The sequence below is a fragment of the Streptomyces sp. NPDC107454 genome (genome assembly GCF_055582885.1).
Window position 1 is genome coordinate 1 of sequence record NZ_JBVJPA010000030.1, and the last position, 15,223, is coordinate 15,223.

General features: G+C 66.8%; 13 protein-coding genes and 2 pseudogenes. 9 read left to right on the forward strand and 6 right to left on the reverse strand.

Annotated features, from left to right (window positions below; translation table 11 throughout):
• The first annotated feature begins 11 nt into the window (after positions 1–11).
• Positions 12–173, forward strand: a complete 162-nt coding sequence (locus ACZ69M_RS47215; RefSeq protein WP_470059955.1) for a helix-turn-helix domain-containing protein — start codon at positions 12–14, stop codon at positions 171–173.
• A pseudogene (locus ACZ69M_RS47220) lies at positions 133–579 on the forward strand (transposase); the annotation flags it as partial. The gene ACZ69M_RS47215 and the pseudogene ACZ69M_RS47220, both read left to right, overlap by 41 nt.
• Positions 580–758: 179 nt before the next feature.
• Here ACZ69M_RS47220 and ACZ69M_RS47225 read toward each other — a convergent pair.
• Positions 759–1,190, reverse strand: a complete 432-nt coding sequence (locus tag ACZ69M_RS47225) for an RrF2 family transcriptional regulator (protein ID WP_470059887.1) — start codon at positions 1,188–1,190, stop codon at positions 759–761.
• A 179-nt stretch (positions 1,191–1,369) separates the two neighbouring features.
• Here ACZ69M_RS47225 and ACZ69M_RS47230 point away from each other — a divergent pair, with 179 nt between their 5' ends.
• Positions 1,370–2,224 carry an NmrA/HSCARG family protein gene (locus ACZ69M_RS47230; RefSeq protein ID WP_470059888.1) on the forward strand — a complete coding sequence of 285 codons (855 nt, stop codon included), beginning with the start codon at positions 1,370–1,372 and terminating at the stop codon, positions 2,222–2,224.
• Positions 2,225–2,637: 413 nt separating this feature from the next.
• On the opposite strand, the gene ACZ69M_RS47235 is transcribed toward ACZ69M_RS47230, so the two are convergent.
• The 5 genes from ACZ69M_RS47235 to ACZ69M_RS47255 all read right to left on the reverse strand — a co-directional run bounded on the left by ACZ69M_RS47235 (position 2,638) and on the right by ACZ69M_RS47255 (position 5,982).
• Positions 2,638–3,168, reverse strand: a complete 531-nt coding sequence (locus tag ACZ69M_RS47235; protein WP_470059889.1) for an SRPBCC family protein — start codon at positions 3,166–3,168, stop codon at positions 2,638–2,640.
• Between the two features lie 3 nt (positions 3,169–3,171).
• Positions 3,172–3,321 (reverse strand): hypothetical protein, encoded by a 150-nt coding sequence (locus tag ACZ69M_RS47240; RefSeq protein ID WP_470059890.1) that lies wholly within the window; start codon positions 3,319–3,321, stop codon positions 3,172–3,174.
• Between the two features lie 128 nt (positions 3,322–3,449).
• Positions 3,450–4,391 carry an NADP-dependent oxidoreductase gene (locus ACZ69M_RS47245; RefSeq protein WP_470059891.1) on the reverse strand — a complete coding sequence of 314 codons (942 nt, stop codon included), beginning with the start codon at positions 4,389–4,391 and terminating at the stop codon, positions 3,450–3,452.
• Positions 4,392–4,515: 124 nt separating this feature from the next.
• Positions 4,516–5,337 carry a helix-turn-helix transcriptional regulator gene (locus ACZ69M_RS47250; RefSeq protein WP_470059892.1) on the reverse strand — a complete coding sequence of 274 codons (822 nt, stop codon included), beginning with the start codon at positions 5,335–5,337 and terminating at the stop codon, positions 4,516–4,518.
• A 264-nt stretch (positions 5,338–5,601) separates the two neighbouring features.
• Positions 5,602–5,982, reverse strand: a complete 381-nt coding sequence (locus tag ACZ69M_RS47255; protein WP_470059957.1) for a hypothetical protein — start codon at positions 5,980–5,982, stop codon at positions 5,602–5,604.
• Here ACZ69M_RS47255 and ACZ69M_RS47260 point away from each other — a divergent pair.
• The 6 genes and pseudogenes from ACZ69M_RS47260 to ACZ69M_RS47285 form a co-directional block, all read left to right on the forward strand.
• A pseudogene (locus ACZ69M_RS47260) lies at positions 5,956–6,303 on the forward strand (IS701 family transposase); the annotation flags it as partial. The gene ACZ69M_RS47255 and the pseudogene ACZ69M_RS47260 overlap by 27 nt on opposite strands.
• An 833-nt stretch (positions 6,304–7,136) precedes the next feature.
• On the forward strand, positions 7,137–8,666 hold the full coding sequence (locus tag ACZ69M_RS47265) for an ABC transporter substrate-binding protein (RefSeq protein ID WP_470059893.1): 1,530 nt from the start codon (positions 7,137–7,139) through the stop codon (positions 8,664–8,666).
• A gap of 57 nt (positions 8,667–8,723) precedes the next feature.
• Positions 8,724–9,665 carry an ABC transporter permease gene (locus tag ACZ69M_RS47270; RefSeq protein WP_470059894.1) on the forward strand — a complete coding sequence of 314 codons (942 nt, stop codon included), beginning with the start codon at positions 8,724–8,726 and terminating at the stop codon, positions 9,663–9,665.
• Positions 9,662–11,491 (forward strand): dipeptide/oligopeptide/nickel ABC transporter permease/ATP-binding protein, encoded by a 1,830-nt coding sequence (locus ACZ69M_RS47275; RefSeq protein ID WP_470059895.1) that lies wholly within the window; start codon positions 9,662–9,664, stop codon positions 11,489–11,491. Before ACZ69M_RS47270 ends, ACZ69M_RS47275 begins: the two co-directional genes overlap by 4 nt.
• A complete protein-coding gene (locus tag ACZ69M_RS47280) occupies positions 11,488–12,348 on the forward strand; it encodes an ATP-binding cassette domain-containing protein (RefSeq protein WP_470059896.1) in 861 nt (286 codons plus the stop codon). Before ACZ69M_RS47275 ends, ACZ69M_RS47280 begins: the two co-directional genes overlap by 4 nt.
• A gap of 393 nt (positions 12,349–12,741) precedes the next feature.
• Positions 12,742–15,180: a beta-glucosidase gene (locus ACZ69M_RS47285; protein WP_470059897.1), complete on the forward strand. Its 2,439-nt coding sequence runs from the start codon at positions 12,742–12,744 to the stop codon at positions 15,178–15,180.
• Positions 15,181–15,223: the final 43 nt, after the last annotated feature.

Here is a 15,223-nt window from a genome sequence, read left to right on the forward strand (position 1 = left end):
CGGTGGCTCTCATGCAGCTTCGGTACAGCTTTCGCCTGTACCCGAATCACATCCAACGCGGCGCGCTGGCACGGGCATTCGGGTGCGCCCGCGTCTCACACCAGGTCCCGTTCGACGAGGCAACCGCCTTCGCCGACTCCCCACAGACAACTCGGATGCCCGCTGCTGCTTGACGCATCAGCCGCATCGGATGTCTGCTTCGCGACCAGCACCCAAGGCGGCCAGCTCGCCGACCTCGAACTACGTCACCACAGACGGGCCCGCTGCGAGGACCACATCCGAAACGCCCGCGACACCGGCCTGCGCAACCTGCCCCTGCACGACACAGCCCAGAACCGGATCTGGCTGGAGATCGTCTCCCTCGCACTCGACCTCCTCGCCTGGATGCCCATGCTCGCCCTGACCGCACAAACCCGCCGCAGGGAACCCAAGAATCTCCGCCTGCGGCTGTTCTCCGCCGCCGCCCAGCTCGTGAACACCGGCCGCCGCCGCTGGCTCCGCTTCACCACTCAATGGCCCGGGACCGACGAGATCACCCGGGCAATCGACCGGCTCAACGCCTTGCCGAACCCCGGCTGACCAGCCACACCGACCGCCCCGACGATCCGCACCACCACACCGGGAAAGTGGAACCCGGCGCCCACCCGACGCGACAACCGGGCCGCCAACGGGGACTGTAAAACGTTAAATTGACACGCCCCACCCGTGCCGGCCAGCGCGCCGGGAACCCGGCGCTGCCGCACCCCGGCGTATTCGCCTCACTCTCGGCCGAACGCCCGGCGGACGGTTCTCGTCAGAGCGGGGTCGTCCATTTCGAGCTCTTTGCGGACATCGGAGAGTTTCTGTGTCGCAAGGGCTTCACGCCAGGCCAGGTCGGCCCGGTACATGGATCGGTTGACGGCGCAGGAGACGGAATCGTTGCCGCCGGTGTGCAGCTCGGCGATCTTCCCGCACTGCTTGATTCCCGTGCAGCGGAAGAGGCTCTCGTTTCCTTCGATGGCCAGGACGACATCGAGCAGGCTGATCGAGTCCGGGTCGCGGGCCAGCCTGAACCCACCGCGCGGCCCCGGGGTGGACGTCAGGAGTTCGGCTTTCACCAGCAGCTGCAGTTGCTTGGTGAGATAGGCCGCAGGCAGCCCGTGAGCGGCAGCAAGCGGGGCGCTCCCCACCGGATCGTCATCGCCGAGCATCGCCAGGTTGACAAGCGTGTGCACGGCCCACTCGACGCCCTCACGGGCGATCCGGCCCCGGCCCCTCATGCCCCCCATGAGGGGACACCGCAACAAGCGGTCGCGGGTACGGGAGGCCTCAGGCCTCAACGAGAAGCACGATGGACAGGGATTCGTACCCGAACCGAAGGAGTTCTGAAATGATCGATAATCCTATTCTGGTGCTTGCCGCTACCGGTGGACAGGGCGGGGCGGTGACTGACGCGTTGCTGGACCACGGGGCCGGGGTACGGGCGATGGTGCAGAATCCCCACAATGAGGCCGCGCGCCGACTGGCCGACCGGGGCGTTGAGGTTGTGGCGGGTTCTCTGAGCGATCAGGCTTCCCTGGCCGCAGCAATGCAAGGGGTGGCCGGGGTATTCGCGTACACCACTCCTTTTGTCGACGGCGTGGAGGCCGAGGTGGCCCAGGGGCAGGCAATTCTGGCTGCCGCAGGCGAACAGCGGGTACCCCATTTGGTGTTCAGTTCGTTGGCAAATGCTGACCAGGGGACCGGCGTACCGATTTTCGAAAGCAAGGCGCGTATCGAAGCCCAACTGGTCTCCGGCGATGTGCCTTACACGATCCTCGGACCGACGTCTTTCTTGGACATGGTCAACCTCGGCAGCGCGCAGCGCATCCTCAGCGGTGTGCTGGACATGCCGCTCCACTCGGACAGGCCGTTGAAGCAGCTCGCCCGCACCGACCATGGAGCGTTCGCGGCCGGGGTGCTGCTCAACCCCGCCCCCTATGTGGGACAGCGGATCAACCTGGCAAGCGATGAGAACACTCCCGCGCAGATGGCAGCCACACTGAGTGCCACCCTCGGAACGGAGGTCCGGCACGAGTACATTCCGCTGACGCAGGTCGACAATTCCGACGTGCGCGCGATATGGGCCTTCCTCGACGGACCTGGTTACACCGTCGACGTCCCGGCTCTGCATGCGGCCCATCCGGAAATCGCCTGGACCAGCTTCGCCGACTGGACACGAAGCGCATTCAGCACCGCGGACTGAGCTTAGGCTGAGGACGCGTCAGCCGAGCGAGGCGGACGGGTCGTCGACCGGGCGGCCGCCGACTCCAAGAACACGGCGCGGGCCCCGGGGCCCCTCCGTCGGCGCTGCGAGCACTCCCGGCCCCAAGGTCGGGGGGCGGACGCCGGGCAGCGCGTCGAGGAGATCGGCCTGGGCGGCGCGGACGCTGTGCGCCGGAGCCTGAGCTTGGCGTTTACGTCCTGACGTCCAAGGACACGGACCGCTCCCCCGGAACCCGCCGCCGGCGCCTGTTCGCCCAGGCGTCCAGCCCCGGTGACCGGCATGTCCGGCCCGGCGACGGGATCCACCTGTGGAACACCTACGGCGACAACGGCGGCTTCCCGGAGCGAACGGAACCGGACCCGCCGGCGGCATTGTCGTGCTGCTTCGGGCCGTCAGCTGACCCGGGGTGGCACCGGCTCGCTGTTCTTCTCCGTTTCGATGACGTGGACGCACCGGTCGAGGGCGGCGGCCATGTAGCGGCGCCAGAGCGGGGCGAAGGGGCCGGCGAGGATCCAGCGTCGGCCGGGCAGCGGCTTGAACTCGTAGGTCCAGCGGATGAGTGCGCCGTCGCCGTCGGGGTTGACGTTGAACTCGCCCCGAACTCCGGCCGCGAGGCGGGAGAGGATGTTGGTGAAGTTGGTCAGCTGGTAGGCGAAGCTGGATCCGGGCGTGTATTCGGTGAGTTCTTCGTCGGCCTGGGAGCCGTCGTCGAACTGCGGGTTCCTTCGGGGGCCCGCGTGGTCCCAGGCCTCGGTCTGGTTCTTCACACCGCTGATCCCGGGAAACGGGAAGACCGGGCGGAAGACGGTGGGAAGGTCGATGGGGGCCAGGACGCGGAAGGCGTCCTGGGGTGCCCTGAGGGTTCGCTGCTGGACGGTGATGGTGACGGTCTTGTCGTCGGGCCTGATGAGGAGAGTGGTCATGGTTCAGCTCGCAGTGGTGGTGGGGGCCGGGTAGTCGGTGTAGCCGCGGTGGTCGCCGCCGCAGAAGGTGGCCGGGTCGGGCTCGTTGAGGGGCGCACCCGTGCGGATGCGGTGGGGCAGGTCGGGGTTGGCCAGTGTGGAGCCCCGGGCCAAGGTTCGGCTGTGGCCGGCATGAATGTGCTGGGGCTGCGCTCTGCCAGGTCTGGCAGAGCGCAGCCCCCCGCGATGGCTCGACCGCTTGTAGGCAGACGCGACGCGATCGCCGTGCCGGAGAAGGTCGCCTAGGTGAGAGAGGCTGCGGAGGGAAGGACGAGGACCTTGCCGGAGAGCGCGCCTTCTGCGGCCTCCGCGTGCAGCGCCGACAGCTCGGCCAGCGGCACCCGTCGAGCGATGTCGACGTGCAGCGCTCCGGAGTCGACCAGCGTCACCAGCCTCGCCAGCTGCGCGGCGTCGCTGTTGACGAAGAGGTTGACGCCGCGCACGCCGCGTTCCTCGTCGGAAGGCGCGGGCATCCACACCGTCGTGTTCACCACGATGCCGCCGTCGCGGACCACGGAGGTCAGCGCGGCCAATTGCATCGGATCGACCGGCGCGAGGTTGAGCACGACGTCGACCAGCGCGGACGGTTCGGGGACCCCGTGGCCGAACACCTCATCGGCACCCGCCGTCCTGACGCGTTCGCTGCTGCGCGGCCCGGCCGTGGCGATCACGTGTGCGCCGGCGTGCTTGGCCAGCTGGACGGCGTAGCCGCCGACCGCGCCGCCCGCACCGTTGATCAGCACCCGCTGGCCGGCAGTCAGCTTGGCGTGGTCGAAGAGGGCCTGCCAGGCGGTGAGCCCGACCAGCGGCAGCCCGCCCGCATCGGCCAGCGGGATGCTCGCGGGCGCCGCCGTCAGCAGGCCGGCCGGTGCGAGCACGTACTCCGCCGCCGCGCCGGCACCGGTCATCGGCAGGAAGCCGACAACCTGGTCACCCGCCCTGACCCTGTCCGCGCCCTCGCCCAGCGCGTCGACCGTGCCCGCGACGTCGATGCCGGGGGTGTGCGGCAGGGTCACCGGGATGGGGCCCTGCATGAAGCCCGCGCGGATGTTGCCGTCGACCGGGTTGAACGACGTCGCGGCCACCCGGATCCGGACCTCCCCGGCCGCGGGGACCGGCTGTTCCACGTCCTCGTAACGCAAGACGTCCGGAGTACCGTACTCATGGAAACGCACTGCTTTCATGACAAATACCGCCTTTCATGGCAGAGAAGATGCAGAGAAGATGCTTCGAATTTGAACCATCGTGAGACCCGGGCACGCCTCGGCTTCGAGACAGTGCCTTCAGGTGTGTGAGGGACGACAGCCGCTAGACGGCGGTCAGGAGCTGAAGCTTGCCGTGGCTCGGGGAACCGGGCACGGCGGTGAACACCAGCAGCGTCTGACACTGCTCCGGATCCAACAGCATCTCGGCGTACAGCTCCAGCTCCCCCAACTCGGGGTGCAGGTAGCGCTTGAGGTCGTGATGATGGGTCACTCCCACCTCGTGCAACTGCCAGATGTTCGCGAACTCGGAACTGACCTCCAGCAGCGCCGCGACGATCTCGCCGGCCCTCCCCGTGGGATCCGCCGTGTACGCGTCCCGGATCTCCGCGGCAAAGACCCTGCCCCGTATCGGATGGTCCTCGACGGGGTACAGGCCACGGACCCGCGGATCACCGGTGAACCAGCGGTAGACCAGGTAACGGGACATGCCCGAGTACTGGGTGTAGTCACCGAGCAGGGCGACCGCCGGGCGCGTCTGCAGCAACGCCTCGCCGAGCCGTGACAGCACGATCGCGGGCACGTCCGAGAGGCCGGCGACGATCCGCTTCATCGTGGGACCGACGTAATCGTCCCGCAGGATCCGCCGCGGCGCCGGGATCCCGCCCAGGATGAAGAGGTGGTCATGCTCGCTCTGGTTGAGGCGCAGCGCCCGGGCGAGCGCGACGAGCATCCGGACCGACGGCGCCGGACCTCGCTGCTGCTCGATTCGGCTGTAGTAGTCGGCCGACATCCCGGCCAGCGCCGCCACCTCCTCGCGCCGCAGCCCGCCGGTGCGGCGCCGCTGCCCGCGGGGAAGCCCGACATCCTCCGGCTGCAACGCCTCACGACGCGCTCGGAGAAAATCCGCCAGCAACGCCCGGTCCATCGTCCGACCTCCCCTGTTCGACAGGACAATCTTGACGCGAACCGGGAACCGGATGAAGGGTAGTTCTAACCGCGGACAAGTTGTCCCTGGCTAGTGCCGTGACCACATGGACACCTCACGACCCCAAGTCGTCAAGCCGCTGCGGCCAAGGCAGTTGGGAATGCGGTGTTCTCATCGAACGGTTCGCGTCGCTGGAGGCAGCGGAACATCTGTCCGGGCATGCGGTTGAAGCAATGCCACGAAGTTAAGGCCGCGGCCGCCAAGTCAAGTGATGCTGCCATCAATGGGCGTTGGTTGAGACAGCAGGCATTCGGGGGCGAGCTTGCAGGTCGCGTTCACGATCTTGTTGAGGAGGCCTTCCCGTGTCCAGCGGCCCAGCTGGACGCAGAAGCTGTCGTAGTGGGTGAGGCTGAGGGCTGTGGCCGGCTCGCGTGCGTGCCAGTACCGATGAGGTGAGGTCCGCATGTGCTGGAGGACTTGGTTGCGTTGACCGCTGCGGCCTTGCCCTGCCGATGATGGGGGCTGGGTGAGGATCTCGACGGCGAGGCTGGTGACGTTTTGGCTGGTGAGAGGGTGCTCGCTGGTCGGGTTCGCCGGATAGCGGGAGGTCGGGCATTTGACGAACTCGGCTGGGCCGACTTCCAAGTCCGCTCCGACCGCGCCATCCGCCGCCACCAGACCCTGGCCGACTGCGCCTTCTCCTTCTGCTGGGACCAGTGGTTCGCCCCACCAGGACCCCTGGATGCCACCGCGCCGGATCCATGTCCCGACGAGGGGCCAGAGAGGGGGCCCAGCCGAACCCCACCGGCCCCAACAGCCCTGCCGGCCCAGGGCGTTACGGGCCATCCGCTCCTGGCTCACCCCCGCCATCACCCTCAACCCGTGGTGGCGAGCCTGGACGGACACGGATCCACCCTCCGAGCTCCAGGCCCTGATCGACGCGGTCACCACCGGACACGGCATTGACCTCTGCTGCCGGATTCAACGAAACACCGGTAGGAAACTTGTGAGCACGTAGGACCACCCGCCGTGCTGGGCTTCGGTGATGCAGCCGACCGCATCCACGAGCGCGGCGAACTTGTCGTCTTCACGGTCCCATCAGGGACTCGCCGCCGGGCATCGAGACCATGTCGACGAGGCTGGTGCGGACTGTAGCGGCCGAGAGGGGGCATGATGCCGCCCTGCAACCCGCTCGGCGGCGAACAGCAGGCAGGCCGTGCGCCGCCGGATTGCTCTCCATGGTCCTCCGAGCTGATCGTTCACGGGCTGGCGCAGGGGTGTTGAGCCGTTGTTTCATACTCTAGCTTCAAACTTTTGTGATTGATAGATTTTCGCCTGCGTAACCTCGCCGTCACGTTTGCGGGGGCGGCCCCCAGCGCCCCTCGGGGCGCTTACGGCACCCGGTTCGCCTCGAGTGCCACGTCACGGACAGTGCCGAGTTGAACCATCGGCCGGTCGGGATGGGTGACCAGGGCCGCGGCTCACGCGCTCGTGCACTGGTCCACATCATGGGAGCGCGAGTTGAGAGCCGGAACTCTGGAAGCCTGGCCGCGGCGGCCGACAGGCATGCGCAGATCGCGCCGGCCGGGTCCGGTTTGGAGCCGACCACCTGCGCTTTTCGCATCCAATGGGCGCCATGCTCGCAGCGCTTCCGGCCGGGTGGGTGGGTGCCGACACTGGTGGCCGACAATTCTACAAGTGCAATAACCGTTCCACTTGTAGAATCCACGGCCGGATGGTGCTAGCGTCCCGCCCCAAGCTGGTCCAGGGACGGACCAGGTGACCGAAAGTAGCCAAAGATGCTCAGATATCGGTGGCTCAGCGCGGCGTCCACTGTTGCGGCAACAGCGCTCGTGCTGACTGCGTGTTCCTCGTCTGAAACCCAGTCGTCGGCAGATGACACACTCGCCATCGCGACGGTGTCTCCGCTTCCGACCTTCGCCCTGAAGGATGCTGCATGGGCGAACGCGTCTCCGTACCTGCAGGCGGTCTACGACGGACTTGTGCGCGCCAAGCCGGATGGCTCCATCGAGCCGTGGCTGGCGACGAAGTGGTCGTACGACAACTCGAAGACCAAGCTCACGATGCAGCTGCGTGACGACGTCGCCTTCACCGACGGAACCAGGTTCAACGCCAAGGTCGCGGCGCAGAATCTGCTGAGGTTCCGGGACGGCGCCTCGCCGCAGAAGGGGTACCTCTCCGCCGTCGAGGACGTAAAGGCGGTCGCCGAGAACACCATCGTGATCGAGCTCTCAGCCCCGAACCCCTCCCTTCTGAACTTCCTGGCCCAACAGCCGGGACTCATGGAGAGCCCCAAGAACTTCGACGCGGCGTCAGAGGGCACGAAACCGGTCGGAAGTGGGCCGTACATTCTCGATACCGCGGGCACCGTGGCCGGCTCCAAGTACGCCTTCAAGGAGAACCCCGACTACTGGGCGCCGAAATCGCGGTACTACAAGAGGGTGGTCATCAATGTCCTGGAGACCCCGACTGCATTGCTGAATGCGATCAAGGGTGGTCAGGTCGATGGTGCCCCGGTGGCCGACAACGCGACCGTTGGTCAGGCTGAGTCCGCCGGCTACACGAAGAACACGTTCTCCGTGGGATTCACGGGCATGTTGCTCTTCGATCGCGCCGGAAAGGACTCGAAGCCGCTGGGTGACGTCCGGGTTCGCCAGGCCATCAACTACGCGTTCGATCGCGAGGCACTCCTCAAGGCGATCGAGTCGGGCAGGGGTGAGGTGACGACGCAGATCTTCGGGCCGAATACCCCGGCGTACGACAAGTCCCTCGACAGCCGCTACAAGTACAACCCGGCCAAGGCGAAGCAGCTGCTGAAGGAGGCCGGATACAAGCCGGGAAGCATCACGCTTGAGCAGCCGCAGGCCCCCTCGCTCTCCTCGGCGCTGTATGCGCTCGCCGAAGAGCAGCTCAAGGCCGTCGGCATCAAGATCAAATACAAGTCCGTCGGCCAGGCCAACTTCGTCCCGGACATGCTCGGTGCGAAGTTCCCGTCGGGCATCCTCCCGCTGAAGGCCGCGCCGACGGTGTGGGAGACCGTCAACCTTCAGGTGCTTCCGAAGGCGTCGTGGAACCCGTACCACTACCCCGACAAGACGGTCGACACCCTTGTTTCCAAGATCCAGTCGGGCAGTGAGGGCGAGGCGGCAGCCTCCGCGAAGCAGCTGAACGCTCACATAGTTGAAGAGGCGTGGTTCGCACCCTGGTATCGGCAGGAGACCAACTACATGACGAACAAAGCCACTGTGACGGAGCCTCAGGTCGACAACGCGTACCCCTACCTCTGGAACTTCAAGCCCAAGGCGTGACCCGGTGCGCTGGGGAGACGTCGACGTCTCCCCAGCGCATAGCGAAAGGAGGGATTCGTGTTCTCGTATCTGATGCGGCGTCTAGGGTCGGGAATCGCGCTCATTGTGGCGATCGGTGTTCTCGGTTTCAGCCTGCTCTACGCCGGCGCCGGCGACATCGCTCGGCAGATCCTCGGTAACGACGCGAGCCAGGAGGCCGTGCGCCAGAAAACACAGGAACTCGGGCTCGACGAGCCCTTGGTCGTCCAGCTTGGCGACTGGGCGCGCCATGCCGTGACGGGTGACTTCGGTACGTCGTGGTTCACCAGCCAGCCGGTGACCGAGGCAATTCTGAGCCGGCTGTCCGTCACGATCGTCTTGGTGGTCGGCGCGTCACTGGTGGCCGCCGTCGTATCGATCGTTCTCGGCACGCTGGCGGCGACGAGGCGTGGCTGGATCGACCGGGCAGTCCAGTTCATGTCCCTGACCGGTGGCGCTGTTCCTGGGTTTTTGGTCGCCGTGGCGCTTGTGCTCGCTTTCGCCGTGAACCTTCACCTATTCCAACCCACCGGATATGTATCGTTCGAGGAATCGCCGTCCGGTTGGTTCGAATCGGTCACGCTGCCTGTCATCGCCTTGTGCCTCGGGGGGATTGCGTCCCTCACCCAGCAGATCCGCGGTGCGATGCTCGATTCGCTCCGGCAGGACTACGTGCGCACCCTGCGCAGCCGCGGTCTGTCGAATCGCCGAATCCTGTACAAGCACGTCCTGCGCAACGCGGCCGGCCCCGCGCTCGCAGTGCTGGGTGTCAACTTCATCGGAATGCTCGGCGGCGCAGTCGTGATCGAGCAAGTCTTCGCGATACCGGGACTGGGGCAGGTCGCGGTTACTGCGACCCAGCAGGGTGACATCCCGCTCGTGATGGGGCTGGTGATGGCGACGGCCATCTTGGTGACCATTCTCAACCTCTGCGTGAATCTGTTGCAGGGCTGGCTCAATCCAAAGGTGCGACTGACATGAGTGAACCGGCTGCGGCGATAGGGCCAGTTGGAAACGGGGGCGGCTCGGCGTTCCGGCGGGTCATGAGCTCTCCACTGGCCATCGTTGCGACATGCTTTCTGGGGATCGTCGTCCTGACGGCGATCCTGGGGCCGGTGCTCGCGCCCTTCGACCCGAACAACGCCTCCACCGCGAACGTGCTCGGCCCCATGACGGCTGACCATCCTCTTGGCTTCGACAGCGCGGGGCGCGATGTTCTCTCCCGGCTGCTGGCGGCGACACAGCTCTCCGTGTTCGGTGCGCTGGTCGCGCTCACCATCGCCCTCGTCACAGGCGTGTCCGGTGGGCTCATAGCCGGGTACTACGGCGGAAAGCTGGACACGGTCTCGTCATGGGTCGTCGACCTGCTTCAGGCCATGCCTGGGATGGTCGTCCTGCTGGCCGCGCGCTCGGTGCTCGGCCCGTCGATCTGGACGTCAATGGCGATCTTCGGCGTACTGCTCTCACCCGCGTTCTTCCGGCTCGTCCACGCGTCCACGCGGGGTGTGCGCAATGAGATGTATGTGGATGCGGCCCGGGTTGCTGGGCTCTCGGACCGCCGCGTCATCGCGAGGCACATTCTGATCGTCGTCCGCGCACCGGTGCTCATCCAGGCCGCGTTCATCATGAGCGTCGCGATTGCGATTCAGTCGGGTCTCGAGTTCTTGGGGCTGGGCGATCTCCAGCGCGCGACTTGGGGGAGCATGCTGAACGACGGGTTCTCGAACATGTACCGCAGACCCGTCCTCCTTCTGTGGCCGAGCCTGGCTGTCACCCTGACCTCTATCGCACTGGTGATCGTGGCGAACGCCTGGCGTGATGGTCTCGAACGCAACGAGGGCCGACGGCGCCGCGGGCAGAAGGCCGCAGCGCCTGAGCCGGAGCCCAGGGTCACCGAGCCCGTGCTGGTGCACGAGGCCGACGCGACCAACGACGAGACCGCGCCGAACGACAGGACCGTCCTCCTGGAGGTCACCGATCTCGCGGTGGGGTACGACACGTCCGACGGCTCGCTGAAGAAGGTCGTCGACGGAGTGTCGTTGCGAGTCCATCGCGGCGAGGTGCACGGACTCATCGGCGAATCCGGGTCGGGCAAGACGCAGACCGCATGGTCGATCCTCGGCCTGCTTCCGGAAGGAGGCCGGGTCGTCGGGGGATCGATCACGTACGACGGTACGGAGATCCGCGGAATGGCGGAACGCCGTGTGACCGCGCTGCGGGGCAACGAGATCGCCTATGTCCCTCAGGAGCCGATGTCCAACCTGGACCCCGCGTTCACCATCGGTAGTCAGTTGACGGAACCGATGCGCGTCACGGGGGGCCTGTCGTCGAGGGCCGCGACCGAGAGGGCGATGCAGCTGCTCGATCGGGTCGGCATCCGCGACCCTAAGCGCACCATGGCTTCGTACCCCCATCAGATCTCGGGTGGTATGGCCCAACGCGTGCTGATCGCCGGCGCTGTCTCGTGCGAGCCGCAGCTGCTCATCGCCGACGAGCCCACTACGGCCCTTGACGTCACCGTTCAGGCCGAAGTACTCGACTTGCTGCGTGACCTTCAAGCGGAGTTCCAGATGGGCATGGTGCTCGTCACCCACAACTTCGGCGTCGTCGCGGACATCTGTGACACGGTCTCGATCATGCGCGAAGGGCGCATTGTGGAGACGGGAGCAGTCACCTCGGTATTCGCGGAGCCGAGGCACGCGTATACGCGGGCACTGTTCGACGCGGTACTGGAGGACACCGATCTCCCGCTCGTGCTGCCGGACTCCACCCCGGTCGCGAGCGAAGCCAAGAAGGTCATGCGATGAGTAACGAAGAGCTCCTGACGATCAGTGATCTTGTCGTCGATTACCCGGTGCGAGGGTTGCGTGCCCAGCCGTACCGTGCGCTCAAGGGTGTATGTCTCGATGTCGGTCCCGGCGAAACGGTCGGCCTGGTCGGCGAGTCGGGATCGGGGAAGACGACTCTCGGCAGGGCCGTGCTCGGACTCGCCCCGGTCACAGAAGGCCAGATCGTGTTCCGTGGTAACGACATCGGGCGACTCGGCCGCCGTGAGCGTCGCGAGTTCTCCGATCGGATCCAGGTGGTCTTCCAGGATCCGTACAGTTCGCTCAACCCGTCGATGACGATCGAACGGACGCTCATGGAACCGCTGACGGTGCGTGATGTGCCGCTGAAAGAGGCGCGTGCGCGAGTCCGGGAACTGCTGGATCAGGTCCAGCTTCCGTCGGACACCGCCACGAGGCTGCCACGCGAGTTCTCCGGCGGGCAGCGTCAGCGCATCGCGATCGCGCGGGCACTGGCACTCAGGCCCGAGCTCATCGTGTGCGACGAGGCGGTCTCCGCACTCGACCTGTCGACTCAGGCGCGGATCCTCGAACTCTTCGCCGAGATCCAGCAGGAGACGGGCGTTGCATACCTGTTCATCTCGCACGACCTCGCGGTAGTGGGACACGTCAGCAAGCGCATCGCGGTGATGTACCAAGGCGAGATCGTCGAGTGGGGTGCAGCGGAGCAGGTGACGCGCAGACCGGCGCATCCGTACACGCAGCGTCTGTTCCTCGCGGCCCCGGTGCCCGACCCGGTACGGCAGAGGAGACGGCGTGAGGAGCGTCGACGCGTGCTGCAGCTCCAGGAGGGACAAGAGCTGCCGTCAGCCGGCTGAACCGGCGTCCCCCAGCCCTGCACCTTCCGACAAATTCCCAGGCGACGATGCCCGTAAGCAGACCACCGAACATCGTGTGGAGATCAACTCACGACGTCAATCCGGACCTTGGCTGCTACGTAGGGCATGTGGGGGCTGGCCGTGTGGACGGCCGACCCACCCGTTGATGAGGCGATGCCACGCCGGTTCCGGGACGGGACTGGCCTGCAGGACGGTCGTCTCCGGTACATCGTCGAGGGCCCGTTCGCGCCTTCTGCCGGCGGGAGAACCTGGCCCGGGGGCGTTCCGCATCGGGTACGTGCCGAGCGCCGAAGTCACGTTGACCGTGCGACTCCCAGGGCGCTTCCGCCCCGCCCGTGGAGTCTCACCGATTTTCGATTGAGAGGAAACCTGGTGTCCGCAGAATTCAGCGATGCCGACCTTCGAGCACGCGTGGCTCGGCTCAGCCTGGAAGAGAAGGTGCTCGTCCTCACAGGCCGCGACCACTGGTCCACACACCCCCTGGAATCCATCGGCCTGCGCAGCATCGTGGTGTCGGACGGGCCGAGCGGGGTGCGTGGTCCTCGGTGGGACGAACGTGAGCCGTCCCTCAACCTGCCGAGTGCGAGCGCGCTGTCGGCCAGTTGGGACGTGGAACTCGCGCGGGAGTACGGCACGGTCAGCGCGTCGGAGGCCCGTCGCAAGGGTGTTGACGTGGTGCTGGGCCCCACCATCAACATCCAGCGTTCTCCTTACGGTGGACGGCACTTCGAGGCGTTCAGCGAGGATCCGACGCTCACCGGCGCGCTGGCCGCCGAGTACGTGCGTGGTGTGCAGGACAGCGGTGTCGGCGCGACACCGAAGCACTATGTGGCGAACGACTTCGAGACGGAACGACTCACTGCCGATGTCGAGGTCGATGATCGCGCCCTGAGAGAGGTCTACCTAGCGGCGTTCGAGCCGCCTGTGGCGCGTGCGGGGGCGTGGCTCGTGATGAGTGCCTACAACTCCGTCAAGGGCACGACCATGACGGAGAACGAACTCCTGGAGACCCCCCTGAGGTCGGAATGGCAGTTCGACGGAGTCGTGATCAGCGACTGGGGCGCGGTGCGGTCCGTGGACGCCGCGCGTGTTCCGCAGGATCTCGTCATGCCCGGGCCGGACGGCGCGTGGGGAGCCGCCTTGGTGGCGGCGGTTGAGGCGGGCGAGATCGACGAGGCGGTCATCGACGCCAAGGTGCACCGGCTGCTGCGTCTTGCCGCCAGGGTGGGCGCACTGGAGGGTGCGGCTGTGCCGCCGGCGCCCCGGGCGGTCGACGGCGTGGCCTTTGCCCGGCGGGCGGCTGTCGAGGGCATGGTCCTCGCCCGCAACGACGGCACTCTGCCGCTCGCGTCCGCTCCCGGACGGATCGCCGTCATTGGGCAGTCGGCGGTGGCTCCGCGCACCCAGGGAGGGGGCAGCGCGACGGTGATTCCGGAGCGGGTGGTGTCGGTGCTCGACGGTGTTCGGGACGCCTTTCCCACAACGGACGTACGCTTCGCGACCGGTACCGTGGCGGCGCCGGGTCTGCGTGCCTTCCCCCGGGAACAGATGGAGAATCCGCAGACCGAGGGAGAAGGTGCGCGGGTCACGTTCCTCGATGGTGACGGGCGCGCCATCTACGCAGAGGACCGGCTGTCGAGCGACCTGATCTACTTCGGCGGTGATGCTCCGGTCATCGAGGCCGCCACGTTCGTGTTCGAGACCGTGTGGTCGCGGCCCGCGGGCGACGACGCGAGTCTGTGCATCGCCACAGCGGATCCCGCGAAGGTCTACGTCGACGGTGTGCACATCGCCACTCTCGAACGGGTTCCCAGCGCGGTTGAGGACATAGGTGGCGACTTCCTCAACCCGACGCAGCAGCACGTACGCATGCCTGATGTGCACGGATCGGTCCGCCTGCGCTTCGAGATCGATCTGCGGGAGCCTGTGCTCGACGGCGTCATGTCGGCCCGCTTCGGCACGTACATCGCGCCGGACGGCGACGACTCGCTCTTGATCGAGGCCGTTGACGAAGCCGCCGCGGCGGACGTCGCTGTCGTCGTGGTCGGCACGACCCCGGAAATCGAGTCGGAGGGGTTCGACCGTACGACCCTGGGGCTGCCGGGCCGTCAGAACGAGTTGGTGCAGGCCGTCATCGCGGCGAACCCACGCACGATCGTCGTCGTGAACTCGGGCGCGCCGGTGACGATGCCGTGGCTCGACGATGCGGCCGCTGTGCTGCTGACCTGGTTCGGCGGACAGGAAATGGGACACGCCATCGGTGATGTCCTGTCGGGAGCCGACGAGCCAGGCGGCAGAGTCGCACAGACCTGGCCCCGCACCGAGGAAGACCTTCCGAAGATCGCCGTGTCGCCCGAGCACGGCCGCATCTCCTACCAGGAAGGAATCCACGTCGGCTATCGCGGACTCACGACGGCGGCTCCCGAGCCGGCCCTCGCCTTCGGGTTCGGACTCGGCTACGCCGAGTGGGAGTTCGGCGGCCTGGAACTGGCGGTCGACGCCACGGCAGTCCCCCTCGTGAAGGCGCGGGCGCGAACGAGTACGGCGGTTGGCGCCAAGACGGTCGTCCAGGTCTTCGCGAGTCGGCTGGACTCGGCTGTGGAATGCCCGCAGGAGTGGCTCGTGGGATGGGCCGTTGTGCGGGCGGAGGGGCAGTCGGAGCATAAATTCGGGATCGAAGTTCCGGCCGAGCGACTCCGCCACTGGACTGGTGAGTCATGGGCAGTCGAGCCCGGAAACTACCGACTTCGCGTCGTCGCCGACGGCAGGACCGAACTGGGCGTCCTGGATCTCCCAGTCGATGGGCACTAGGCCGTCCGGCCGCCAACAGGGCTTCTCCCGGAATTCGAGCGGG

Bases quoted from the DNA above. Each gene is read 5' to 3' on its own strand.
- ACZ69M_RS47265 (WP_470059893.1), top strand. From the start codon at position 7,137: ATGCTCAGATATCGGTGGCTCAGCGCGGCGTCCACTGTTGCGGCAACA.
- ACZ69M_RS47230 (WP_470059888.1), top strand. From the start codon at position 1,370: ATGATCGATAATCCTATTCTGGTGCTTGCCGCTACCGGTGGACAGGGC.
- ACZ69M_RS47250 (WP_470059892.1), bottom strand. From the start codon at position 5,337: ATGGACCGGGCGTTGCTGGCGGATTTTCTCCGAGCGCGTCGTGAGGCG.
- ACZ69M_RS47215 (WP_470059955.1), top strand. From the start codon at position 12: ATGCAGCTTCGGTACAGCTTTCGCCTGTACCCGAATCACATCCAACGC.
- ACZ69M_RS47245 (WP_470059891.1), bottom strand. From the start codon at position 4,391: ATGAAAGCAGTGCGTTTCCATGAGTACGGTACTCCGGACGTCTTGCGT.
- ACZ69M_RS47235 (WP_470059889.1), bottom strand. From the start codon at position 3,168: ATGACCACTCTCCTCATCAGGCCCGACGACAAGACCGTCACCATCACC.
- ACZ69M_RS47275 (WP_470059895.1), top strand. From the start codon at position 9,662: ATGAGTGAACCGGCTGCGGCGATAGGGCCAGTTGGAAACGGGGGCGGC.
- ACZ69M_RS47225 (WP_470059887.1), bottom strand. From the start codon at position 1,190: ATGCTCGGCGATGACGATCCGGTGGGGAGCGCCCCGCTTGCTGCCGCT.
- ACZ69M_RS47280 (WP_470059896.1), top strand. From the start codon at position 11,488: ATGAGTAACGAAGAGCTCCTGACGATCAGTGATCTTGTCGTCGATTAC.